Here is a 25,121-nt window from a genome sequence, read left to right on the forward strand (position 1 = left end):
GTCTCAGGGCTTGGCCTGTGCCTTCTGCAGCAAAAAACGCCGCTGCCCAAAACCCCATGGGAAAAATAAGATAACGATTCGCTGCAAAGCTTAAAAGAAGTATTTACCCGAATGTTGCAAATTAGCCCAAATGCCGTAATTTCAGCCGTTTTTGGCAAAAATCGAACTATTCAAATGCTTAGGGAAGGTGCGAACAAAAGCGCCGGTCTGGCCGGCGCTGCATGCTGTTTGATAGAGGGCGATGGATAGAGGGAGGCGGAAAGCGGAACGCTGATAGAACAGCTTCAGCTTATTTGCCATCATCGCCCTTGTAGCCTGTCACCATGGCTTTAACAAGGTTCTCGCCGTGGGCGCGGGACGAAAAGTACACGCCACCCAGGTGCAGCAGCACCAGCAGCAGGGTGAAGTTAACAAAAAACTCGTGGATTTCTTCCCAAAACTCCTCGCCTTCGCTCTCGCCGTGTTCATCGTTTTCGGCGCTATAGGCGCGGTAATTGTCATTGTCACGGTCATTGTCGCGGTCATTGTCACGATCATGGTCGCGGTCATTGGCACTGGCGCGGTCATCCTGATCATTGCCGCCTTTAGCCTGCTCGCCTTGAATATTGATGCCAACATCCATATCGCGAGCCTTTTCACCCAAGCCAGGATCGGCTGCGCTCAAAAGCCCCGGCTCACTCAAGCCTGCACTGACAGTCGCCTCGGTTTGCGCAAACGGCCCTTCGCCATCAAAACCAAGCAGCTTAAGACCGCTGAAACCTGTGGCCAGAATCGAGCACAGCAGCGCCACCACCATCAGGCCGCCGGCGGGATTGTGCCCCTCATAATGCTGAGGTTTGCCACTGAAAAGGCTTTTAAGGTACTCAAATGCTTTGAATGGTGAGCGGACAAAGTCGCTGAACCGCGCATGTTTGCTGCCAATAAAGCCCCAGATAATGCGGATAGTTACCAGTGAGACAATAAAATAGCCACTGGCCACATGCACACTTTGCCATTCATCCCCCGACACATAGCTGAGCACAAAGGCAAACAGCAGTGACCAGTGAAAGGTGCGAACCAGTACGTCCCAAACATATTTGCGCTCTTGCATAACATCTTCTCCTGCGTGAATTCCCACTGTGCTGACACAGCACTTTTTGTGATGGAGCACTTTGTAATGAAGCGCTCTGGCCAGTCGCCTGAAGCCAGTCGCCGGCCGCTACAATAATCAGTGCATCTGGGTTGCAGTATCTGCCCGAGCCCTTTGGCAGAACATTGGGCAAATGCCCCATTTACCGGCCTTTGGGACATATGCCGGATAGGTTTGGCGCCGATTTCTGTTGATATTGCGACGCCGCCGATGCCTTAATAACGCAGGCGGCTTTCTTCATTAGCCCGGCAATGCGAGCCTTGGCGAAAAAGCCGGGCTAAGTTGGATTTGATATCAGATAGGTTCAAGGTTCTGCAGGAAGACGCAGGCAGGGATTGGTGGCAACTCGCCCGCTTGCTCAGGCTCTTGCTCAGGTGCTGGCTCAGCCACATAAGAGGCAACGCCGCCGACGATTTTTAAGCTTTTACATTTTTGGATTTTGCATTTTCGGTTTTTACACTTTCGATTTTTACAGCAAGGATACCCAAATGCCCTATCGCGACAGCCTTATCATAGCGCTGCTGTTATTGGTGATGCTGGCAAGCGGCCAGGATCTCTACGCCGACCTCAATTCAGGCGCCTCCCGGCTGCATCTTGTTCAGGAAGGCGTGCTGCTGTTAACAGCCACCCTGCTGCTGGGTTGGATCCTGCTAAGCCTTAGACGGCAAAAGAGCGAAATAGATAATCTGAGATCTGCACTGGCCGAGGCCAAAAGCCTTAAGCTGCCGGATGATAAGGAGTTTCAGGACACCCGCCACCGGCTCTCAGCGCTCATATCCAATCAGTTCAGTAGCTGGGATTTATCCCAGAGTGAAAAAGAAGTGGGCCTGCTTTTGCTTAAGGGCTTATCACTTAAAGAGATAGCCCTGCTTCGCGGCACCGCCGAAAAGACCATTCGCCAGCAGGCCTCGGCGGTCTACAAAAAGGCAGGCGTCAGCGGCCGCCACGGCTTTGCCGCCTGGTTTATTGAGGATTTTCTGTAACCCGTTACTCCGCCAACGCCAGCTAAACCTTTGCAATACTCCCGAAAACCGGCGTGGTTTTAGCTCTGCTTCTCTTTGTCAGATTGACTAAAAAACCAACATTTTCAATTGGTAAAATTCAAAACCCGCGCTACCAGGGAATAGCCGAGCCATCGTAGGCGCGAAAGCTTCCGCTGTCGCGTGGGCTGGCTGAGGCAATAATCTCAATCAAATCAGCAGCAACCCGCTCTGGCGAAAAGAGTTTATCCGCAGGTACCCGTGCCTGAAACGGTGCTGATAAACGGGTGTTGGTGGTGCCGGGGTGCAGCGCCAGCACAGCGCCCTGTTTATGGCTGCGCTGCCACTCGACCGACAGGGTTTTAATCAGCATATTGAGCGCCGCCTTGGATGCGCGGTAGCTGTACCAGCCGCCAAGCCGATTATCACTGATACTGCCAACACGCGCCGACAGCACTGCAAATCTCGGCGCGCGGCTTGCCTTTAATGCGGCGCTGAAGTGCTTGGCAAGCAGGAGAGTTGGCAAGGCGTTAACCTTAAGGTTTTGCATAAAAAAGTCCGCGTCCAGGTCGCTGACTGACTTTTCAGGCCCCTTACTTTTGTTGTGCAGCATGCCCGCGCAGTTTATCAGCCAGTCGAGGCTGTCAAAGCTCGCCGCCAGCGCCTTTACCTGCGCCTCATCGGATGCATCCAAATGGTGCCAGTGAAGCCGCAGGCCATCACTATTTGCACGCGATGTAACATCAACCTGATTCGCTGTGAGTGGCTGCTGATGGGTTGCATGCAGCTTTGCGTCAGTAAAGCTTGTCAGCACAGCATTGACCATGGCAAAACCAATCCCGCCGTTACCGCCGACTATTAACACGTTCATCAGAGCCGCTCCAGGTTTGAAAGGTACTGCTCAGCTGTAGCCAGAATGGCAGCGCGCTGCAACTCATCCATTTTGTACCAGCTGCTGAAAATCATCCCGAGGCGATGATTGTTGCCAAAGCGCTCGGCGTGGCGGTGCAAAAAGTGCCAGTAGAGGCTGTTGAAGGGGCATGAGCCTTCGCCGCTGCGTTTGCCGACCTCGTATTTACAACCACTGCAGTAGTCGCTCATGCGATTGATATAGGCGCCGCTTGCGCCGTAGGGCTTGGTGGCTATGATGCCGCCATCGGCAAAAAGCGCCATGCCGCGGGTGTTTGGCAGCTCAACCCATTCGATGGCATCGACGTAAATGCCAAGATACCAGGTGTCTACCTCGTCGGGGTTGATGCCAGTGAGCAGGCAAAAATTGCCGGTGGTCATCAGCCGCTGAATATGGTGGGCATAGGCATAATCCAGCGACTGACCAATGGCATGGCGCATACAGTTCATGCCTGTGTTGCCAGTCCAGAAATAACCGGGCAGCGGCCGCGACGCCTCAAGGTAATTAAGGCGGGCAAACTCTGGCATATTGGCCCAGTAAATGCCGCGCACATATTCCCGCCAGCCTAAAATCTGGCGTACAAAGCCCTCAATCTGCGCCATGTCGATGGCAGGATTTGCCTGCCAGGCGGCAATCGCGGCCTCTATAACCTCGAGTGGGCTTAGCATCTTGCAGTTAAGCGCAAAGGATAAGCGACTATGATAGAGACTCCAGCCAGCGGGATGCGCGCCTGTCATGGCATCCTGAAACCGGCCAAAGCGCACCAGACCATAACGGCAAAACCAGCCAAGAAGCTGAAGACTTTGCTCGCGATTTATTGGCCACAGCAGCTCATTCGCAGGAGACGCATTCACTGGAGAAAATGCAGCCGCGTCTGTTCCTGCTTTAATGCCTTTATCGAAGCCAGTTGCTATGCCAGTTTCAATACCGGCTTCAATACCAGCACCAAAGCCGCTCTCATCGAAAAGATCCGCCGTATAACCTTGGCCGTGGCTTTGCCCTTGGTGTTGACCAGCAGCTGTTTCAATGGGTGCCAGCCGACCTATATATGGCAAGTTGTGGCGATGAATGCGCGCTAGTATCTCACTGATGTTATTGGCAAACACCAGCGGCTCTGGCACAGATGCCAAATCGGTGCTTTTAAGTTTATTGCGGTTATCGGCATCAAAATTCCACTGCCCGCCCATGGGCTTATCGCCATCCATCAGGATGTTGAAGCGCCGGCGCATCCGCCTATAAAAGCTTTCCATCAGCACATGCCGCCCCTTGGTAAACTGCATGCTGATTTCATCAAAGGGCAGCAAAAAATGCTCGCTGTCCACCATGGCAAAACTGACTGAGCGCTGGGCGGCTTTTGCCGATAAACGAGTTTCCAGCTCGCCCAGTGTGCCAAGCAGTCGGAATTCATCGGGGCGCTGACATTCAAACCGGCGTGCGCCGCTTCGCTCAATCAGCTCAAGCAGTAAGGCGACTGTGCTGCCTGCGCTCTTTGGCGCGGCATCAGCGCCCTTAAGGCAATCGCGCCAGGCGGCGGTATCATCAAGGGTAAGGTGCAGCACCCTGTGTCCGGCGCGGCGCAAACTGGCGGCAAAATCCGCCATGGCCGCAAAAAAGGCGCACAGTTTCTGAATATGATGGGTGACGTAGTGACCTTCTTCGTGAAGCTCAGCAATCACATACAGCACGCCGCTGTCGGTGTTGCTGAACCAGGAGTGATTGGGATTAAGCTCATCGCCAAGAATAAGCCTCAGGGTGTGGCACTCGGGCACCTGACTGAGTGATTGCATAGCATCCTTTTTACCAGCGGAATTAGTTCACCGTGCGGTGCAATATCATGGCAATGGATACGAGGCGTGGCCGAAAACCGATCAGCGCCTGCTATCGTAATGTCGACGGCAATTGGTCAGGCCAAATCCTCACTCAGCCAGTCGGCAAGGTGCTGCCACAGGGTTTGGGCAGCGCGGCTGCGACTGCTGCGGCCAAGGCACACCAGATGCACCGGCAGGGACTCTGGATGCTGCCAGTCAGTAAACAAACGAACCAGTTGTCCCGAGGCGAGATAGCGTCGGACCAGAGAACTGTCTGCCATGATGATACCCGCGCCGCCAAGGGCGAGTTCAAGCACACTGCGGCCGTCGTTGGAGCTGAGCGCCGCCTGCACCCTGTGCTCGGTTATCACTCCGTTTTCATCGGCAAAGCGCCATACATCCATGCAAAGGTTACGGTTACGATAAACAATGCAGTCGTGGGCGCCGAGTTCATCCGGGGTTTGCGGCCGGGGGCGGCGCGACAGATACCCGGGGCTTACATACCAGCCAAGGCGCTTCTCGCCAACCTTGCGCGCCACCAAAGATGAATCCGGCAGCTTACCAACCCGAATGGCGATATCAACGCCCTCTTCAAGCAGATCAACCACTTCATCCCGAAAATCCAGCTCTAGGCTGATGTCGGGATATCGGCTTCGAAGCTCTGAAATACGCGGCAGCAGATATTCGGCCGCAAGCAGGGTCGAGCAGCTCAGTTTTACCCTGCCTGAGAGCGAGGTTTGCTGCCCCACCAGCCAGTTTTCGGTCTCGGTAAGCAGCCGTGACAGGCCATCGGTGGCCCGAAGCAGCGCAGCACCGGCGTCGGTGAGCTTAAGCGCGCGGGTGTTGCGGGCAAACAGGCGCTCGGCACAAAAGTCTTCAAGGGCGGCAATTTTTTTACTCACAGAGGAGCGCGGCAGCGACAACCGCTGCGCCGCCGCCTGAAAACTGCCAAGCTCGGCCACCAGCCGAAACACATAAATCAGCGGCAATTGCTGATGCAGCTCAGCCGGGCGAAAGTCGCGCGGCGCACGGCTCCCGCCTTGAGCCTCATGGGCATGGGTTTCAGAGTAAAAGCCTGTGCCCACCAGCAGTGCATCGGACTGTGTCATCAGTGTTTACCTTTGGGAATCATTGTGTTGCTTCGACGCTATCTAATCAGTGCCGCCAGGCTTAAGTATGCTGAAAAGCACGCTGATACACCACTGGAGATAATCATGAACCCGACTTCCCCTGCGCCAGAGACTAAAACCCTACTCATTACAGGCGCCACTTCGGGCATAGGCTATGCCGCTGCCAGACACTTTATTGAACTGGGCTGGAAACTGGTGATAACCGGACGGGATAAGGCGCGGCTTGAACGCGCCTGTGAAAAGCTTAAGCAGGAAACCGGCGCCGAGGTGCTTGGTATACTGGCCGACAGCGCTGAGCTGTCACATCTGGGCCCGCTGGTGCAAACCCTAGATGAGTGCAACATCCGCCTGGATGGCCTCTTGCTGAACGCCGGCGTGTTTCAGCCCTTTGCGCTGACTGATATGAGCGACGAGCTATACGAGCAGACCATGCAGGTTAACTTCAAAGGGCCACTCTTTACCCTTAACGCCTTGCTGCCAAAGTTAAACCGAGGCGCCAGCGTGGTCTATACCTCATCCATTGCCGTCGATAAGGGCTTTGCCGGCGCCGCCATTTACAGCGCCAGCAAAGGCGCCTTCGAAGCGGCGATGAAAGCACTGAATCTTGAGCTTGCCGGGCAAAAAATCCGCATTAACAGCTTAAGACCCGGGGTAACCCTCACCGAAATTCAGCAAAAAGCCGGTTTCAGTCAGGCACAAATCGATGGCCTCGGCGGACAGCTTGCCGCCACCGCCTTTGGCGACTTTCTGCTGCCAAGCCATATGCTGTCGGCGCTGACGTTTTTACTCTCACCAGGCTCCGAAGGGGTAATAGGCACCACGGTAACGGTGGACGGCGGCTACTGCCTGTGACGTAAACCAGCGGTCGCTTAGATTCAGCGCCGCGGTGCCAACGTGGCCAGCAGCGCTGCCAATTATCTGAATTCAGGCAATGTTGGCGAGCGTCGTCAACGCCGGGCCAATGAAATTCACCTGTTCCGCCCTGCCCGCCATCGAATATTCATACACAGCCCGGTTTTTAAAGTAGGAATTTGCATAAAAATCAAGCCGCTTGCCAAGCAAAAAGGCCGCCACTGCCACATGCAGGCGGTTGGTATTGATGTGCTCAAAGCGTGCAACCTGCTCAAGTAAACTCCAGGCAGACGCCAGATTCTGCGCCCGGGTTTGGCAACCCAACGAAAACAGCTGTGACAGGTCCCTATTATCCGGCGGAATGGCTCTGGCACAGGATTCCACATCAAGCCTGAACGCATTCAGGCTTGCAGTGCCTCGCCTTTGGATCAGCATTGTCATGGCGCGCTTACCGAAATAAAGCCGCAAACGCTTTTTAAGACCCACAGCACCAATCGGCTGACCAAGCAGCCATGGCAATTGCAGTGAAAACGCCATATCGGGATGCAGTGCAACCTCAGGGCCATGGCAGTGTTGCTGCACATGCTCAAAACTGACCCGCTCACGGCAAAAAATACTGACGTTGCAGCCAAGTTGCGACAGTAAGGACTCATGTCCTTCCACGGTACAGGGCAGCAGAATAAGTCGCCTCACTGCGCCATGCAACGCGCGGATAAGAGTCGCAGAGTGGCTGTAGTTGGCGGTAAAAGCACCGCCACCGCCAAGCACCACCACTTTATCGGCAAGCCCCAAATCCTGCGGAGTTTTCCCGCCAAGAATTGCTTTTCGAAGCGCTCGGGGGCTCATCAGCTGATAATTAAGGCCTGCCTGTTCAAACACCTGAAAGCTGGCGGCATTAATCAACGCATCGCCGGCGTTGCCGGGGTTGGGGACAAAAATAAAATCGGAAATATTGTTACGGGTAAAATATTCGGCAATTGACTGCATGGTAAACTCGCTCTTTTTTACGAACGCTATACCAATTAATAACATTTATCAAACTTTTGGGCAACAAAAGGCAGCCAATGAGGCTGCTTTTGCACATTCAAAAATCCGAATCGCGGCCGCCGACTCCAGAGTAAACAAAGCTATTGCCACAGACGTCACGGCTACTGGACTCAGCGCAATCAGGGCGTGTCGGCAAGCACAGGCTCGGGCGATGGCGGCTTAATCCCAAGCAGCTCCGGCAGCACTGTGCCCACCGAAATCGACGAAAGGGTGCCTGTGACTATGCCCACAAACATGGCAATGGCAAAGCCTTCAAGGGCATCACCACCGAGCAGCCACAGCGCGCCGACTGTCATCAGGGTGGTGCCGGAGGTCACCATGGTGCGGGAAAAGGTTTGCGCCACCGCATCGTTATTGATTTGCGTGACCTTAAGCTCGGGCTTTGCCCGCAGCAGTTCACGCATCCGGTCGGCGATGATGATGGAGTCGTTGAGTGAATACCCCAGCACCGCGAGCACGGCGGCAAGTACAGTAAGGTTAAATTCCATCCCGGTCAGGGCAAATACCCCAAGTACCAGCACCACGTCATGCACCAGTGCCAGCAGCGCGCCGCAGGCCAGACGCCACTCAAACCTCAGTGACAAATAACCCATGATGCACAGCATAGCCACCAGCACAGCAAGCCCACCCTGCTCATACAGCTCCTCACCGACCTGGGATGATACCGAGTCGCTGTCAAGAAGCTGCATGCTCTCATCCACCTTGAACAGCGCCGCCTTGAGGTTATCAAGGCCGGCACTGTCGAGTTGATTGCCCATGCGGATAACAAAGCGCCCGGGCTCAGTTTCCACCACCGACAAACTGCCCTTGGCCACCGACTGCAGCGCAGTTTCGATGGCATTGACCTGAGTATCCGTGGCCATGGCCACCTCGGCGTAGGCGCCGCCGGTAAAATCCAGCCCAAGATTAAAACCGCGTATGCCAATCAGCGCCACACAAAGCAGCATCAGCAGCACAGAGAACAGGCTCATCAGGTGGCGAACCTTGGTTAAATTTACTGATTTCATTGTTAAATCCTCACCGCTTTACGCTGTTCTTTGCCATAAACCCAATTGATGATGATGCGGGAGAGCAAAATCCCGGTGACCATGGAGGTCACCAGCCCAAGCCCGAGCGTGAGGGCAAAGCCCTGCAGCGGCCCGTTGCCGATGGCGTACAGCACCAGAGCGGTGATCATGGTGGTGAGGTTGGCATCGAGAATGGTGCCAAAGGCGCTGTCAAAACCGCGCTCGATGGCGAGCGCCATGCTGCGGCCTTCTTTCATCTTGTCGCGGATCCGCTCGAAAATCAGCACGTTGGTATCAACCGCCATACCGACCGTCAGCACCAATCCGGCAATGCCGGGCAAGGTCAGTACGGCCCCGGGAATAAGGGCTATCAACCCAAGCAGCATGGTGAGGTTGGCAAGCAGCGCTACGTTGGCAACCCAGCCAAGACGCCTGTACCAGAGCGCCATAAACACAAGGGTCGCGCCAAGACCAAGCGCCAGCGCCGCAAAACCATTGCGGATATTTTCGGCGCCAAGGCTTGGGCCAATGGTGCGCTCTTTCTGGATGGTGACAGGCGCCGTCATCGAGCCTGCCCGCAGCAACATGGCCAGCTCCTGCGCTTCCTGATGACTGCCAAGGCCTGTAATCGAAAAGCGGCTGCCGAGCTGCGAATTGATAGTCGCCACCGAAATCACCTTGCTGACCTTTTCACTGCCCCGTTCGCTTGCGATATATTCGCTGTAACGGGTGGCCATTGGCTTACCTATGTTATCGCGTGAAAAGTCCGACATGCGCTTGCCGCCTTCGGCGTCGAGCACTATGTTCACCGCCGGTAACCCCATCTCGTCACTGCCAGCACGGGCATCGATGATATGCTCGCCGCCAAGCACGCTCTGACGCGAAATACCGACATGGGTGTTTTCAAACGGCTCCTGAATGCCGCTGTCGCTCAAACTGTGGAACGACAAACTTGCCGTGGCGCCCAGCACCCGCTTGGCTGCCACCGGGTCCTGTACACCCGGCAATTCAATCAAAATGCGGTTTTCGCCATGGCGCTGCACTATCGCCTCGGTAATGCCAAGCTCCTCAATCCGGCCGCGCATAATGGTCAGGTTTTCATGCACTGTGCGCCGGGTCAGCTCCGCGCGTGCGGCATCGGTGAGGGTAAGTAGCCAATCGGTGTCACGGCGCTCAATCTGCCAGTCAGGATAATTGGCATAAAGCCACACCTTGATGCGGCCAAGTGCCTCATCTGTGCCGACCAGGCGCGTCGCCTCAGGCTTGGTTTGGGCAAGGCCTGGCTCTTTGGTGAGGATGAGATTTCTGATCCCCTGATCCTTAGCCTGAGCCTGCTGCCGCGCCTGCTCACGAATGGCAGAGCGCAGGCTGTCGCCCTGGGCGTCAAACACCGGCTTAAGGTCAACCTGCATCAAAAATTGCACCCCGCCGCGAAGGTCTAGTCCAAGCTTGATAGGGCTTGCACCAACTGACTGCAACCAGGCAGGCGCCGCCGAGGTCATCGACAGGGTAATGGCATCGGCCTTAAGGCTTTGCCCGGCAAGCAATTGCCTCGCCTGCATCTGGCGGCTGGCATCCTTGAGGGTAACCAAAAGCGCATCCTTTTGAGGCGTGATGGCAAGCACTTCGATACCGGCGCGGTTTAAGGTTTGACTGACTTCGGTTTCTTTGAGGCCTGTGGCCTTGGCGAGTGTCAGCGACGCGTGCTCGCCATAGAGGCTCGGCAGTGCCGACATGGCAAATATCAGCAGTGCCACTATCAGCACCAGCACCTGCCACGGCGAGTTGCTGTTAAGGGGTTTACGGCCGGCATCAGTGCGCCCGCCACTCTTTAATAATTGATCGGTAAGCATAACTTTTTCTCGTGATAGGGAACCGCGAGCCCGGCCATAGCAATAGCCAAGGCTGACGATTCAATCGACGTCAGGGAAAATTAACGGCAAATCACAGGGAAAAAGTCAGGCGCTTTGGACAAAGCGGAATCTGAGGTTAGCGTCTTTCCAGCCGCCGCAGCGCAGCGAATTCTGGCCGACAAAGTCAGGCCAATTGCGCTGGGGCGGCAAGGCCTTCACAGTTTGGGGTAATAACGATGGGGATGGCGGCAGCAAAAACTCCACCATAAGCACATACTCGGCCCTGAAATCCCGCTGCCATAATTGCTGCAGCAACTGCGCACGATAGCCGCGCTCACTGCTTAATTTGGGCGAAGGGAAGGAATTATCCTGGGCCTGACCTGCGGCGAAACCTGTTTTCGGCGTTAGCGCAGACGAGAAAATATCCGGCGTGTGAACCGCCGAAAACACATCTATATCGGCATCAGCCTGGGATAGAGGTGCTGTCTGGATATGCGCCGGAGCCTGAGAAGAGGCTGAAGTCTCGATATCGCCATCATTGATAACTGACACAGCCTCGAGCGCTACATTTATAACGGCTTTTGTAACAGCATTGGCAACAGTATTTGAAGCAACATTAACCGCAGAGTTGAGCACCAGATCGGACTGGCGCGGGGCAATCCGAGTATCGGTAAATTCAGTCGATTCGGAAAAGTCAGCAGCCGCGTAAGTATATGCTTTCGCACAGGCAACACTGGCCCACACAGAAAATAACACTGTGAGGCAAACAAGCACTGCATGGCGGAAGGATTGAGTCACGCTGATTTCACTTTATTTCCACGGCACTGTAATTCCAATGCCCAGCTTTACAACAGCAAGGCATTCCCAGAAAACAGGCGCGTGGGTTCGGGTTATAAACCAATATGGGGACAAAATTACCGATTTCAACCGGGTCTATTGATAACTCCCCAAAGTGCCTTGATTAAGCGCGCTTTCCTTGGCTTCCTTAGCTTCTTTGGCTTCTTTGCCAAGGCTTCACCAAACCTGTGCCTTACCTGCACTTTACCTGCATTTTCCCTTAGCGTTGCCAACATGGTACGCCCCACAGCTTTGCCAGAGTGCCAATTGCTGAGTCTGTTCAGAATCTGTTCTGGGTCAGTGCAGACCAAGGCTGTTAGAGGTTATCAGAGTAACCCCTGCTCCAGCGCCGCAAACAGCAGGTCTTCATCACTGCTTAGCTTATCAAGCAAAGTATCCCGCAGCGCCTTTACCGCCAGCGACTCCTCATCCGAGCCATGACTGAGTGTGGCGTAACGTTTGACATCGGTCAGGGTAAGTTGGCGCTCAAGCATGGCGCGGGCCTCGGTAAGTTTGGCGTAATGCATAGCAGCGGCTCCAATAAGTCATAATGATTTAGCACGGGCTTATGCATGGCACTCCGCCTGCTCCCAAACGACTTTCAAGCCCTGAACTTTGATAACACGTTGCCGCCAGCTTGCCAACGCAATAAAAAACGCACCGCCTGCTGACGGTGCGTTTTGGCCGCTAATACATGACGTTACCTGTAGCGCTATTGCAGTCTTGCTTTGGCTGCCTAGCTCAGGTGGCCTTGCTTTGACTGCTGCTCTTAGGCTGACGAGCTTTGGCTATCGCCTCTAAATGCCATCTATGATGCGCCGAAAATACTAGCCATCGAAATTGGCGGCTTACACAGTCGTGCGGCAGCTTTTCCTCAAAGAGTGAAGCGCCCCACTATGCCCGACAGGGTTTGCGACATCTTGCTGATGCCGTCGGCGGCGGTCTGCACCTGCTCACTGCCCTCGGCATTTTTTCGCGCAAGCATACTGATTTCTTCAACGCTCAGGTTGATGGTATTCACCACAGTTGTCTGCTCCTCTGCAGCAACGGCGATTTGATGGTTCATATCACGGATAGCCATGACTGAATCAGCAATGGCACCAAGGGCTGCAATCGCTTTATTGGCTTTTTCCGAAGTTTGAGTGGCCTCGGTGACATTCACTTTCATGGATTCCACCGAGCGCCGGGACTCAGCCTGCAAACGGCCAATCAGCGCCTGAATTTCGGCGGTACTGTTTTGGGTGCGGCTGGCAAGATTACGCACTTCATCGGCAACCACAGCAAAACCACGCCCCTGCTCGCCGGCGCGGGCGGCTTCAATGGCCGCATTCAGGGCTAGCAGGTTGGTTTGCTCGGCAATACCGCGGATAACCCCAAGAATGGAGCCCACGTTATCGGTTTCTTTTTCAAGATTTTCGATAATGCCGCTGACATCGCCAATGCTGTCAACGAGGGATGCAATGCTGCGGCGGGTATCTTCCACCACCCCCATACCGTCCTGGGCATGATGATCGGCTTCTGATGCCATTTCCGAGGCGCGCTGGGCATTCTGGGCTATGTCATCCACAGTGTGAGTCATCTCCTGCATGGCAGACGCCGTTTGCGCCAGTTGGTCGGCCTGAGACTCAGAATTCACCCGGCTCTCACGGGTCACATTGGTCATACCCGCCGATGAGTTGCCAAGGCTACGCGAGGCGTCACTGAGTTCAGCCACTATGGTGCGAAGGTTACCTGTCATCTCAGCCATGGCGGCATACACGCCGGTCGCCCCCGCAGTTTGAAAACTCATCCCAAGCTTGCCGGCGGCAATCTCCCGCGCAATGCTGGCCATTTCCCGCGGCTCGCCGCCCACCGGAATCCGAATGCCCTTAACCACGGTATAAGAAAGCCACAGCGCCATGACCAGCGCAATCACTGACACAATGAGTACTGTGGTAATTGCCGATTCACTCTCCTGATGCGCATGGGGACCAAGCTCATCCTGCTTGGATTGGATTTGCGCCCTGTAGTCCCCCAGTAACTTGGCGACCTCAGGCCCTATCTGATTAAGCCCGTTGGTAATTCGCTCGTTTCGCTCGCTGATAATCTGGTGCACTGTGGCAAAAGACTGACGAAACTTGGGTAAAGCATCGCGCAGGCTTTGAACCTTGGAAGCGGAAGTGGAAAAGCCGGTCACCGATGTGAGTTTATCGAGCGCAAGCTCCATCGCCGAGAGCTCCTGATTGGCGCGTTCAAAATCTTCTTCTGTGTTGGAAATGAGATACTTGGCAGCATAAAGCCTTGCCAGCATAAGTTTTTCAAGGGTGCCGGTGGCGGCGAAAATGCCTTCGGCATTACCTTCCTGATGCAAGCTTTCGATGATAGCACTGGTGGTCTGGCGCATAGCCAGCCCTGTGGGCTCAAGCACCTCAGCCACTTCTTTGTTACGCCTGCCAAAATCGCCGACAACCTCATCAAAGGTGGTGCGGTATTTATCAATCAAGCGTTCGGAGTCGAGCAAATAGCGTTTTCTGTCATTGTCTGTTTCTCTGTCGTTAGCCTGATTAAAGACTTCGACGAGACTGCCCATATCGCTTCGATAGGACTCAAGCATTTTGGTGTCGGGGGTTTTAAGATATCTGAGCACATCAACCCGAACTTTGAGTAGCCCGGATTCGGCTTTGCTAGCGGCATTGGAGCTGATCGCCAGCTGCCGATAGTCGGTAAAGTTACCGTATCCCGCCTGCAGGCCGTGGTAGCCAACCCCGGTAACAACCAGAAGCAGCAGCAACACAGCCCCGAACGAAAAGTACAGCTGTTGGGATAGTTTAAGATTAGAAAACATACCAGCGCCTCGCGTACGTTAATGAATATCTAACCCCGTCCCTGGCTGTAACACCTCAAAGATAAGCATTGGCCAGCAAGGGCAGAAAATCAAACCCACAACCGACGCCGCAACACCCAAAAAGAAACACAACAAAAACATCTCAGCAACATTCAAAGCAACAATAAAACCAACCGCCTAGCCATTGTTAAGCATTGTTTACAAATATAACGCACACTCATAGATACAAAACCTGAAAAACATCAATTTTTAAGGATTATTTAAGGATCGAAGGGTTATATCGCCTGCTCGCAATGAATTTGCAACACACAAAAAACATCTACACACATTGCGAAAACACTTCCGAGGGCCTCCGGTAACAGTTTTGGAGCGTTTACTTGGAAATAATTATAAAGTTCAAGGAGATGTAATGAAGAACTCTAAGACATTGACAGCAAACGCTGTTCGTATGGGAATACTCGCGCTTTCATCAACACTGATTTTCCCTGCGATGGCTGAAGAAGCAGAAAAGCCAACAGAACGAATCGAAGTCACCGGCTCCAAAATCAAACGTATCGGTGAATTGTCACCAACCCCAATCACAGTAATTACCGGCGACACCATGGTTGATGCCGGTATCACCAACGTCGCAGGCTTGCTCGAAGAGCTGCCGTCAGCGACCACCGGTCTTTCACCTGAAACCACCAACAACAGCGTGTTCGCCAACGGTCTGAACAACGCCGACCTGCGCGGCATGGGTACAGATCGGACACTGGTACTGGTAAATGGTCGCCGCTTCGTATCAGGCTCGCCAACCTCAAGTGCCGTTGACCTGAACAACATTCCGACCTCTATCATCGAGCGCATCGAAATCAGTACCGGTGGCGCTTCTGCCGTATACGGCTCTGACGCTGTTGCGGGCGTGGTAAACATCGTCACCAAAAAATCCTTTGATGGTTTTGAAGTTGACGCATCAACCAGACAGCCTTCGCAGGACGGCGGCGAATCAAGCTACGCCTCTTTCACTTTCGGTAACGAGCTGGATAAACTGAGCTTTATCGGTAACGTGTCGTACACCAAAGATGAGCAGCTGCGCGGTGACCAACGCTCTTTCATCCGCAACGGCGTGCTGTCTTACGATCATCCTGACAACGTAGACAATACCGACGGTATTCCACGTCGTACCATTCTGGGTGAAGGTCAATCTTCGCTGTTTATTTACAGCAAAACCGGTGACTTTTTTGCCCCGGGTGGCCACTATGTCTTTGCCGACAACGGCGATATCCGTGAGTTTGAAGCCAACGACTTTTATCCCGCCAGTAAAACCCAGGGCAGCCGTAACACCCAGTACTACACAGGTGAAGGCGATGGTTATAACTTCCTCGAGCACAAGTATGTAAGAACCCCGCTTGAGCGTATTAACGCCATGGGCAACTTTACTTATGATTATGCCGATGATCACAGTGTCAGCCTGGAATTGCTCTACTCCGACACCCACGCCTACGGCGAGTCATCACCGGCGTTTTTCTCTTTTGCAAGACAACGCACCGACAACCCTCTGCTGACCGAGCAAGCAAGACAATTCTTCCAAGACAAGGGCATGCAAACCTTTAACGCCTACTACCTTGGCAGCGCTTTTGGTAACCGTAAATATGACCAGCAGCGCGATACGGCCCGAGCTTCTTTAAGCTTCGAAGGTGGCATTTCTGAGAGCTGGAGCTATGATGCTTACGCCCAGTTTGGTCAGGTAAAACAGCACACTGAATTCCAGGGCGAAGTGTTAACCGCAAAACTGCGCGAGGCCCTCGACGCCGGTCTCTATAACGGCCAAATCGTTTGTGCCAAGCGTGACGCAGCGGGTAATGTGATTGGCGCGGTTGAAGGCTGTACTCCCGCCAACATTTGGGGTAAAGACCTAGTAAGCCAGCAATCCCTCGATTACTTCTCCACCGTTGCTGAGCGTGAAGCCACCATCGAACAAACTGTGTTCGGTGCAACTGTTTCCGGCGATGTGTTCGAACTGCCAGCGGGTACCGTAGTGACTGCATTCACCTACGAATACCGCAAAGAAAGCTCTGTTACAGAGCCAGATGAGAACATGACCAAAGGCCTTATCTTCGGTAACGCTTCTGAAGCCATGAATGGCGGCTTCAGTGTTAACGAGGCCGCGGTGGAAGTTTCTGTGCCACTCATCTCTGATGTATTCCTCATCAGTGACCTGACACTGGAAACGGCCTACCGCTTCATGGATTACTCTGAAGTGGGCCAGGAAGATGCGTGGAAAGCAAGTCTGAACTGGACCGTGAGCGACGACCTGAAGTTACGCTTCAACAAATCCAAGTCAGTTCGTGCACCTAACATTTCTGAGCTTTACAATCCGAAGAGCCAAACTTACGCAGGTTTCAACGACCCCTGTGAGCAAGGTCAGATTGATAACGCCGGTCAATATAAAGACAACATCGTGGCAAACTGCCGCGCGGCAGGTATCCCTGTGGGTTGGGCGCCATCAAACAATTGGAAATCGACCAACCACCCAGGCTTCATCGTAGGTAACACCGATCTGTCTGCTGAAATCGCCAACGACATCACTATCGGCTTTGTCTACACCCCTCAGTATCTTGAAAACTTCTCGGTAACAGTGGATTACTGGGAATTCGATATGGAGGATATGATCACCTATCCAAGCGCTGCGCAGATTGTTTCCGGCTGTTATGAGTCAGAAAGCCTGGATAACCCCTATTGCGCCCTGATTGAGCGTACCCCAGGCACTCTGGAAATCGACAACTTCTACCAGAAGCCAGTGAATGCCGCGACGTCAAACCTTAAGGGTACTGACTTTGAAGTGAACTACGGGTTCGATACCGGCTTCGGTGATTTTGACCTGCGCTTACTCGGTACCTACCTTGAGAACCGCGAGCACAACACCACAGGTAAAGAGGAAGATTACCGTAACACCACCGGCAACTATAACAATCCTCGTCTGAAGATGCGCTTTACTGCCAACTACAGCATCGATGATTTGGGCCTGGCGTTAACCTCTAACTACCGTCATCACACCCGTTTGAGCAACGACTGGACGCCGGAAGATAACGACTATAACGAAGTTCCCTCTTACATCAAGTGGGATCTGACCGGTCGTTATAACATCACGGACGCACTGCAGGTTCGTGCCGGTGTACTGAACCTGTTCGATGTGGAGCCACCTCGTAACCCAGCTACCTACGATCAAGGTGCTTACTTCGATCTGGATGGCCGTACCTACACCCTGGGCGTGAACTACAAGTTCTAAGCCCGCTGAAGAGCCCTGAGTGCAGGGCTCTTTTCTCCGAGCACCATTCCCTGATTAACACCCACGAAAAAGCCACCCATTCGAGTGGCTTTTCTTTTTCGATATGGATACCTTGTGCAAGGTATAAGCTGCAAGCGCTAGACCTAAATGCTCCGTCTTATCTGGGTTCTCTTGCAGCTGTTCTTCGGCCTGTTCTACACTGCGTTCGTCTCCCAGTTATTTTCCGGGAAAACAGCCACAAACAAGCCCCCTGTCATTAAGATGGCCTTTCATTTTGATATGGATGATTTGCACAAGGCATAGGCTGCAAACGCTAAACCTAAAAGGCCGCTATCATCTGGATTCTATTTCAGCAGCGCTTCTGCCTGCTCTTCTTCGCTATTTTTTCCAAGCTAACAGACACAAAAAAGCCACCCGCTTGGGTGGCTTTTCATTTGGCGCGGGGTGACTCCGCTTAGCGATTAGGCCTGTGACTTCTTCACGCGCTCGTGCAGCTCTTGTACCGAGGCAACCTTGTTGCGGTCGTCGGCGTTGTGAGCCATACAGTTGGCGAAGGCGGCGTTCAGGGTGGTGGTGTAGTTCACCTTGTAACGCAGCGCAGCGCGGCGCAGCTGGCGTGAATCTTCGATGGCCTGACGGCCTTCGGTGGTGTTCACGATATAGGCGTACTCACCGTTCTTGATGCGGTCAAGAATGTGTGGACGGCCTTCGTGCACCTTGTTCACCAGGCGTGGGTTGATACCGGCTTCACCCAGTACCACGGCGGTGCCGTGGGTGGCGTCAAGCTCGTAACCCAGCTCCAAGAGCTTGGCGGCGAGGTCGGCAACCTTCTTCTTGTCGCTGTTACGCACAGACAAGAGGGCGCGGCCAGAACGTGGTACGTCCTTGATTGAGCCGAGCTCTGACTTGGCATAGGCCTCGGCGAAAGTATCGCCCACACCCATTACCTCACCGGTAGAGCGCATTTCAGGGCCGAGCAGCGGGTCAACACCCGGGAACTTGTTGAAAGGCAGTACCACTTCTTTCACTGAGTAGAAAGGCGGGATCACTTCCTTGGTAAAGTTCTGCTGCTTGAGGCTCTGACCTGCCATCACACGGGCGGCAATCTTGGCCAGTGGCACACCGGTCGCCTTGGACACGAATGGCACGGTACGGGCGGCACGCGGGTTAACTTCAATCATGTAGATTTCGTTATCTTTCACCGCGAACTGCACGTTCATCAGGCCAACTACGCCAAGCTCGAACGCAAGCTTGGTCACCTGCTCACGCATCTCATCCTGAATTGCCTTGGACAGGGTGTATGGAGGCAGCGAACAGGCAGAGTCACCGGAGTGAACACCCGCTTGCTCGATGTGCTCCATGATGGCACCGATAACCACGGTTTCGCCGTCACACACCGCATCGATATCCACCTCGATGGCGTCATCGAGGAAGCGGTCCAGCAGTACTGGCGAGGCGTTGGATACGCTTACCGCTTCGTTGAAGTAGCGGCGCAGGTCCTGCTCGTCATACACGATTTCCATCGCGCGGCCACCCAGTACATAGGATGGACGAACTACCAGTGGGTAACCGATACGCTCGGCGGCAATTACAGCGCCTTCCACCGTGGTGACAGTGTCGTTTTCAGGCTGCTTGAGACCAAGACGCTTGATGGCCTGCTGGAAACGCTCACGGTCTTCGGCGCGGTCGATGGCGTCAGGGCTGGTACCGATAATAGGCACACCGGCGGCCTCGAGGGCACGGGCCAGCTTAAGCGGCGTCTGGCCACCGTAGTGCACGATAACGCCTTTTGGCTTCTCGATGCGGACGATTTCCAGTACGTCTTCCAGGGTCACTGGCTCGAAGTACAGACGATCTGAAGTGTCGTAGTCGGTAGAAACGGTTTCAGGGTTACAGTTAACCATGATGGTTTCATAACCGTCTTCACGCAGCGCCAGCGCGGCGTGTACACAGCAGTAGTCGAACTCGATGCCCTGACCGATACGGTTTGGACCACCGCCCAGCACCATGATCTTGTCTTTGTCGGACGGATTGGCTTCGCACTCTTCCTCGTAGGTGGAGTACATGTAAGCGGTGTCGGTGGCAAATTCGGCGGCGCAGGTATCCACGCGCTTGTATACCGGGAACACATTAAAGCGCTCGCGCAATTTGCGGATTTCACCTTCGCTGATACCAAGCAGTGCACTCATGCGCGCATCGGAGAAGCCCTTGCGCTTGAGCTTACGCAGGAAGTCAGCATCGATACCGGCAACTCCCACTTCTTTAACTTTGGCTTCGAGCTGGATGATTTCTTCAATCTGCACCAGGAACCAACGGTCGATGTTGGTCAGGGTGAAGATGTCGTCCAGAGACAGACCGGCACGGAAGGCATCGCCAATGTACCAGATACGGTCTGCGCCCGGCTCTTTGAGCTCGTGGCGGATTTTTTGCAGCGCATCGGCATCGTTCAAATCAACGATAGGATCGAAACCGTTACGGCTCACTTCGAGGCCACGCAGGGCTTTTTGTACCGACTCCTGGAAAGTACGGCCGATGGCCATGACTTCACCCACAGACTTCATCTGAGTGGTCAGACGGTCGTTGGCGCCGGCGAATTTTTCGAAGTTAAAGCGTGGCACCTTGGTCACCACGTAGTCGATGGACGGCTCGAAGGACGCTGGAGTGCGGCCACCGGTGATGTCGTTCATCAGCTCATCGAGGGTGAAACCCACGGCGAGCTTGGCAGCGACTTTGGCAATCGGGAAGCCGGTTGCTTTAGAAGCCAGTGCAGATGAGCGCGATACCCGCGGGTTCATCTCAATCACGACCATACGACCGGTTTTCGGGCTGATCCCGAACTGTACGTTGGAGCCGCCGGTTTCTACACCGATTTCACGCAGTACCGCCATAGAGGCGTTACGCATGATTTGGTATTCCTTGTCGGTGAGGGTCTGGGCAGGTGCCACAGTGATGGAGTCACCGGTGTGCACGCCCATGGCGTCGAAGTTTTCGATGGCGCAGACGATGATGCAGTTGTCGTTGCGGTCACGCACCACTTCCATCTCGTACTCTTTCCAGCCGATGAGCGACTCGTCAATCAAAAGCTCGTTGGTTGGAGACAGTTCGAGACCCTGAGAACAAATTTCTTCGAACTCTTCCTTGTTGTAGGCGATACCGCCGCCCGAGCCACCCATGGTGAAGGATGGACGGATAATACAAGGGAAGCCAACCTGGTCGAGTACCGCGTAGGCCTCTTCCATGCTGTGGGCGATACCGGCGCGTGGACACTCAAGGCCAATCTTCTTCATGGCTTTGTCGAAACGGGCGCGGTCTTCGGCCTTGTCGATGGCATCGGCAGTGGCACCGATCATCTCGACGTTAAACTCTTTCAGTACGCCTTTGGCTTCCAGCTCCAGCGCACAGTTAAGCGCGGTCTGGCCGCCCATGGTGGGCAGAATGGCGTCAGGACGCTCTTTCTTGATAATGTTGCGTACCACTTCCCAGTGAATTGGCTCGATGTAGGTGGCATCGGCCATTTCAGGGTCGGTCATGATGGTGGCCGGGTTGGAGTTCACCAGGATGACGCGGTAGCCTTCCTCGCGCAGGGCTTTACAAGCCTGGGCGCCGGAGTAGTCGAATTCACAGGCCTGGCCGATAACAATCGGGCCAGCACCCAGGATAAGAATACTTTTTATGTCTGTACGTTTTGGCATTGCTTCAATCTTCTCCAGCTCGGCTTACTTGGCGTTCTTGCGAAACTCTTCAATCAGGTCGATGAAGTGGTCGAACAGCGGGGCGCAGTCGTGTGGGCCGGGGCTGGCTTCTGGGTGACCCTGGAAGCTGAATGCCGGCTTGTCGGTGCGGTGAATGCCCTGCAGCGAACCGTCGAACAGTGACTTGTGGGTCACCTTGAGGTTGGCTGGCAGCGTGGCCTCATCCACGGCAAAACCGTGGTTCTGGCTGGTGATCATCACAGTACCCTTTTCAACATCACCCACAGGGTGGTTGGCACCGTGGTGACCAAACTTCATCTTCAGGGTCTGGGCGCCACTGGCAAGGCCAAGGAGCTGGTGACCCAGACAGATCCCGAATACCGGGATGTCAGTCTTGAGGATTTCCTGGATTGCGGCGATGGCGTAATCACATGGCGCTGGGTCGCCAGGGCCGTTAGACAGGAACACACCGTCCGGATTCATCGCCAGCACTTCGCTGGCCGGGGTCTTGGCGGGTACCACAGTCACGTCACAGCCACGGTCAACCAGCATACGCAGGATGTTGGTCTTCACACCGTAGTCGTAAGCCACGACCTTGTACTTGAGTTCAGATTCTGGGGTGTCTGAAGGCAGACCGCTTTCCAGACGCCAGCTGCCTTTGCGCCACTGATAGCGCTCGGCGGTAGTCACTTCTTTTGCCAGATCCATGCCTTTGAGGCCTGGGAAGGCTTTGGCCGCAGCCAGCGCTTTATCAGCGTCCTGTTCACCTACCAGAATACAACCGGCGAGCGAGCCCTTTTCACGCAGGATACGGGTCAGCTTACGGGTGTCGATATCGGCAATACCAACCACGTTGTTGGCCTTGAGATAATCGCTTAAGGATTGGGTAGAACGGAAGTTGCTGGCAAGCAGAGGAAGATCACGAATAATCAGGCCACAGGCGTGGACTGCATTGGATTCAGTGTCTTCTTCGTTAGTGCCGGTATTGCCAATATGGGGGTAAGTCAGGGTGACTATCTGGCGAGAATAAGAAGGATCCGTCAATATCTCTTGATAGCCTGTCATTGAAGTGTTAAAAACGACTTCACCAACAGCAATTCCATCTGCACCGATTGCAGTGCCTGAGAACAGGGTTCCATCTTCGAGTACGAGTAAGGCAGACTTTGTCAACGCGACCTCCGAAAGAGCCAAGTCATTGTTATTTGAAGAATTATTTCGATTAAATTACCAAGTTTCCGCAAAACACGAAATTTTGACAAATTCCAAGGATTATATATGGAATATGCGAACTCGTCTATAGTTTGCGGCTTACTCTCATAAAAAAACCGCTCAATGGCGGTTTTTTCGATCAACTCAATCCCAATACCTGCTGCATGTCATACAGGCCGGGCTTTTGCTCCGCCAACCACTTTGCGGCGCGCATGGCACCATTGGCAAAGGTCATACGGCTGGATGCTTTATGGGTAATTTCCAGACGCTCGCCGATATCGGCAAACATGGCGGTGTGCTCGCCCACCAGATCGCCGGCACGCACGGTGGCAAAGCCGATGGTCTGACGATCGCGCTCGCCTGTGATACCTTCGCGGCCATACACGGCGACTTTTTCAAGGTCACGACCGAGGGTCTTGGCGATCACTTCACCCATTTTCAGCGCAGTACCGGACGGCGCATCTTTTTTGTGTCTGTGGTGACCTTCGATGATTTCGATGTCGGTGTACTCACCCATCACCTTGGCAGCCACTTCCAGCAGTTTCCACATCAGGTTAACGCCAACAGACATGTTGGGCGCCATCACCACCGGGGTTTCTTCCGCCAGCGCAACAATCTGCTCTTTTTGAGCATGATTAAAGCCGGTAGTGCCAATGACTATGGCCTTGTTGTGCTTTACACACCACTCAAGGTTTTGCAGCGTTGACTCGGGCGAGGTGAAATCAATCAGCACATCAAACTGCTCGACCACCGCATCCAGACTATCGACCAGCAGCACACCCTGTTTGCCAATGCCAGCCATTTCACCGGCATCGGCACCAATCAGCGTCGAACCCGGACGTTCAATGGCCGCACCCAGCACTATGCCGTCATGGTTGCCACAGGCTTCGAGCAGGGCACGCCCCATGCGGCCGCTGGCGCCAATAATCGCAACCCGTACTTGTGCAGTCATCTTTAACTCCCTTTATCACAAAAAAACGCCCGAGCATTGCTCAGGCGCTTAACATCAAACAATATCCAGAAGCTCTACTTCAAAAATCAAAGTGGAGTAAGGCGGGATAGACGCGCCGGCACCACGCTCGCCGTAGGCCAAGTGGAAAGGCACGTACAGCTTGTACTTGGCGCCCACGTTCATCAGTTGCAGCGCTTCGGTCCAGCCGGCAATCACGCCAGAAACCGGAAACTCGGCTGGCTGACCGCGCAGCACTGAGCTGTCAAACACGTCACCGCTGATGAAAGAACCGTGGTAGTGAGTACGTACGGTAGACTCGTAAGTTGGCTTGGCGCCGTTGCCTTCGCTCAGCACTTCGTACTGCAGACCGGATTCGGTCACAAACACGCCATCACGCTTGGCGTTGTCAGCCAGGAAGTTCTCGCCTTCGGCGATGGCGGCTTCAGCCGCTTCTTCCTGAGCTTCTTGCAGACGGCGGCTGATCTCGGTAAAGGCTACCTGCAGATCGCGCATGGAAACGGCACTTTCTTTGCCGTCAAATGCATCGGCCAGACCTGCCTGAACAGCAGGAATATCAAGGCCTTCAAAGGAGTTTGCGGCCAGTTGCTCACCCAGCTGACGGCCTACGCCGTAGCTTGCCTGCAGCTCAACGGTGCTGAATTTTTCAGACATAATTCGAATTCTCTTGAACGGACGTAAAAATATCGGCAGGCATTCTACCACAGAATGCGCCGCACGGGCGAAAAAGCTCCCGCTTATTTAGTCATTTGACAAGTCTTTACCCCGCTGGCCCTCGCTGCCTCATAAAGCGGCATCACCTGCTGCTCGAGTCTGGCCAAATCACGGATGCGGGTATTATGTGAAGGGTGGGTGGATAACAGCTCAGGCCCCTGTGCGCCGCCCGCCTTGGCCATGTTTTGCCAAAGTACAGTGCCGGCTCTGGGGTCAAAACCGGCGCGGGCCATCAGCTCCAGCCCCATCACATCGGCTTCACTTTCCTGCTCGCGGCCAAAAGGCAGAATGTAGCCCACCAGCGCCCCAAGGCCGAGCGCTGCCATATAAAGGTCACGATTGGCGATGCCGCCTGCGCCGAGCGCCACATTGGCAAGCTGCAGGCCAGTGCCAGTCATTTGGGCACGGGACACCTGCTCATTGCTGTGCTGCGCCAGCACATGGGCGACCTCGTGGCCAAGCACTACCGCCAGTTGATCCTGATTTTCGGCCACTTTCAAAAGGCCGGTGTACACGCCGATATGGCCACCCGGCAGCGCAAAGGCGTTAACCTGGGGCGAATCGAATACCACCACTTCCCAGCGCTGGGACTTATCCGGCAGCGCCGCCGTTACCCGATTGGCAACGCAGCCCACATAGGCGTTGACCTTGCTGTCCTTGCTGATTTTTTGCTGTTTTTTCATCTCTTCAAAAGAGGCTGCGCCAAGCTGGTTCATCTCGGCGGGCGAGAACAGCAAGGTCTGACCACGGCCGGTGGGAGATTGATGGGTCGCGCAGCCGCCAAGCAAGCTCAGCAGCGCGAGCGCAGACAGTAGTTTTTTCATTGGCTTAATCCTTTAATGACCCGTGCCCGGGGATGATTCTGGGCACCATTCTACGCCGAGCTGAGCC

19 protein-coding genes are annotated in these 25,121 nt (G+C 54.3%); 3 read left to right on the forward strand and 16 right to left on the reverse strand.

The annotated features are described in order from the left end of the window. Positions 1 to 141: 141 nt before the first annotated feature. Entirely contained in the window at positions 142 to 300 is a 159-nt protein-coding gene (locus tag KJI95_RS02045) for a hypothetical protein (protein ID WP_214505502.1), read from the reverse strand. Next, a complete protein-coding gene (locus KJI95_RS02050; RefSeq protein WP_214505503.1) occupies positions 290 to 1,090 on the reverse strand; it encodes a cytochrome b/b6 domain-containing protein in 801 nt (266 codons plus the stop codon). Before KJI95_RS02050 ends, KJI95_RS02045 begins: the two co-directional genes overlap by 11 nt. A 527-nt stretch (positions 1,091 to 1,617) precedes the next feature. On the opposite strand from KJI95_RS02050, the gene KJI95_RS02055 reads away from it, so the two are divergent. Then, positions 1,618 to 2,112 carry a helix-turn-helix transcriptional regulator gene (locus KJI95_RS02055; RefSeq protein ID WP_214505504.1) on the forward strand — a complete coding sequence of 165 codons (495 nt, stop codon included), beginning with the start codon at positions 1,618 to 1,620 and terminating at the stop codon, positions 2,110 to 2,112. Positions 2,113 to 2,242: 130 nt separating this feature from the next. Here KJI95_RS02055 and KJI95_RS02060 read toward each other — a convergent pair whose 3' ends face one another. The 3 genes from KJI95_RS02060 to KJI95_RS02070 form a co-directional block, all read right to left on the reverse strand. Continuing rightward, positions 2,243 to 2,980 (reverse strand): SDR family oxidoreductase, encoded by a 738-nt coding sequence (locus KJI95_RS02060; protein ID WP_214505505.1) that lies wholly within the window; start codon positions 2,978 to 2,980, stop codon positions 2,243 to 2,245. Continuing rightward, positions 2,980 to 4,806, reverse strand: a complete 1,827-nt coding sequence (locus KJI95_RS19420; RefSeq protein ID WP_250885527.1) for a cryptochrome/photolyase family protein — start codon at positions 4,804 to 4,806, stop codon at positions 2,980 to 2,982. The genes KJI95_RS02060 and KJI95_RS19420 overlap by 1 nt, the downstream gene beginning before the upstream one ends. A 116-nt stretch (positions 4,807 to 4,922) precedes the next feature. Further along, entirely contained in the window at positions 4,923 to 5,936 is a 1,014-nt protein-coding gene (locus tag KJI95_RS02070; protein WP_214505506.1) for a LysR family transcriptional regulator, read from the reverse strand. 105 nt (positions 5,937 to 6,041) lie between these two features. On the opposite strand from KJI95_RS02070, the gene KJI95_RS02075 reads away from it, so the two are divergent. After that, positions 6,042 to 6,809 (forward strand): SDR family NAD(P)-dependent oxidoreductase, encoded by a 768-nt coding sequence (locus KJI95_RS02075; RefSeq protein ID WP_214505507.1) that lies wholly within the window; start codon positions 6,042 to 6,044, stop codon positions 6,807 to 6,809. 72 nt (positions 6,810 to 6,881) lie between these two features. Here the strand turns inward: KJI95_RS02075 and KJI95_RS02080 are convergent, their stop codons facing one another. The 6 genes from KJI95_RS02080 to KJI95_RS02105 form a co-directional block, all read right to left on the reverse strand. After that, complete coding sequence (locus KJI95_RS02080; protein WP_214505508.1) at positions 6,882 to 7,796, reverse strand: polysaccharide pyruvyl transferase family protein; 915 nt, start codon at positions 7,794 to 7,796, stop codon at positions 6,882 to 6,884. Between the two features lie 179 nt (positions 7,797 to 7,975). Then, positions 7,976 to 8,863 carry a protein translocase subunit SecF gene (gene secF / locus KJI95_RS02085; protein ID WP_214505509.1) on the reverse strand — a complete coding sequence of 296 codons (888 nt, stop codon included), beginning with the start codon at positions 8,861 to 8,863 and terminating at the stop codon, positions 7,976 to 7,978. 2 nt (positions 8,864 to 8,865) lie between these two features. Then, the gene (secD, locus tag KJI95_RS02090; protein ID WP_214505510.1) at positions 8,866 to 10,716 is read right to left on the reverse strand and encodes a protein translocase subunit SecD; all 1,851 of its coding nucleotides are present in this window, start codon (positions 10,714 to 10,716) and stop codon (positions 8,866 to 8,868) included. A gap of 105 nt (positions 10,717 to 10,821) precedes the next feature. Further along, a complete protein-coding gene (locus KJI95_RS02095; RefSeq protein WP_214505511.1) occupies positions 10,822 to 11,268 on the reverse strand; it encodes a hypothetical protein in 447 nt (148 codons plus the stop codon). Positions 11,269 to 11,879: 611 nt separating this feature from the next. After that, positions 11,880 to 12,080 (reverse strand): hypothetical protein, encoded by a 201-nt coding sequence (locus KJI95_RS02100; RefSeq protein WP_214505512.1) that lies wholly within the window; start codon positions 12,078 to 12,080, stop codon positions 11,880 to 11,882. Between the two features lie 347 nt (positions 12,081 to 12,427). After that, positions 12,428 to 14,377 (reverse strand): methyl-accepting chemotaxis protein, encoded by a 1,950-nt coding sequence (locus tag KJI95_RS02105; protein WP_214505513.1) that lies wholly within the window; start codon positions 14,375 to 14,377, stop codon positions 12,428 to 12,430. Positions 14,378 to 14,786: 409 nt separating this feature from the next. Here KJI95_RS02105 and KJI95_RS02110 point away from each other — a divergent pair, with 409 nt between their 5' ends. Continuing rightward, positions 14,787 to 17,645, forward strand: coding sequence for a TonB-dependent receptor domain-containing protein (locus tag KJI95_RS02110; RefSeq protein ID WP_214505514.1), 2,859 nt, complete (start codon positions 14,787 to 14,789; stop codon positions 17,643 to 17,645). 461 nt (positions 17,646 to 18,106) lie between these two features. Here the strand turns inward: KJI95_RS02110 and carB are convergent, their stop codons facing one another. From carB to KJI95_RS02135, 5 genes are all read right to left on the reverse strand, one after another. After that, on the reverse strand, positions 18,107 to 21,337 hold the full coding sequence (gene carB / locus KJI95_RS02115) for a carbamoyl-phosphate synthase large subunit (RefSeq protein WP_214505515.1): 3,231 nt from the start codon (positions 21,335 to 21,337) through the stop codon (positions 18,107 to 18,109). Between the two features lie 24 nt (positions 21,338 to 21,361). Continuing rightward, positions 21,362 to 22,507 carry a glutamine-hydrolyzing carbamoyl-phosphate synthase small subunit gene (gene carA / locus KJI95_RS02120; protein ID WP_214505516.1) on the reverse strand — a complete coding sequence of 382 codons (1,146 nt, stop codon included), beginning with the start codon at positions 22,505 to 22,507 and terminating at the stop codon, positions 21,362 to 21,364. A gap of 178 nt (positions 22,508 to 22,685) precedes the next feature. Next, positions 22,686 to 23,498 carry a 4-hydroxy-tetrahydrodipicolinate reductase gene (dapB, locus tag KJI95_RS02125; RefSeq protein WP_214505517.1) on the reverse strand — a complete coding sequence of 271 codons (813 nt, stop codon included), beginning with the start codon at positions 23,496 to 23,498 and terminating at the stop codon, positions 22,686 to 22,688. Between the two features lie 54 nt (positions 23,499 to 23,552). Next, positions 23,553 to 24,170 carry a BamJ family beta-barrel-assembly machinery protein gene (gene bamJ, locus KJI95_RS02130; protein WP_214505518.1) on the reverse strand — a complete coding sequence of 206 codons (618 nt, stop codon included), beginning with the start codon at positions 24,168 to 24,170 and terminating at the stop codon, positions 23,553 to 23,555. An 83-nt stretch (positions 24,171 to 24,253) separates the two neighbouring features. Then, the gene (locus tag KJI95_RS02135; RefSeq protein WP_214505519.1) at positions 24,254 to 25,054 is read right to left on the reverse strand and encodes a M48 family metallopeptidase; all 801 of its coding nucleotides are present in this window, start codon (positions 25,052 to 25,054) and stop codon (positions 24,254 to 24,256) included. Positions 25,055 to 25,121: the final 67 nt, after the last annotated feature.

The sequence above is a fragment of the Shewanella jiangmenensis genome, from assembly GCF_018596335.1.
In the GTDB taxonomy this organism is placed as follows: domain Bacteria; phylum Pseudomonadota; class Gammaproteobacteria; order Enterobacterales; family Shewanellaceae; genus Shewanella; species Shewanella jiangmenensis.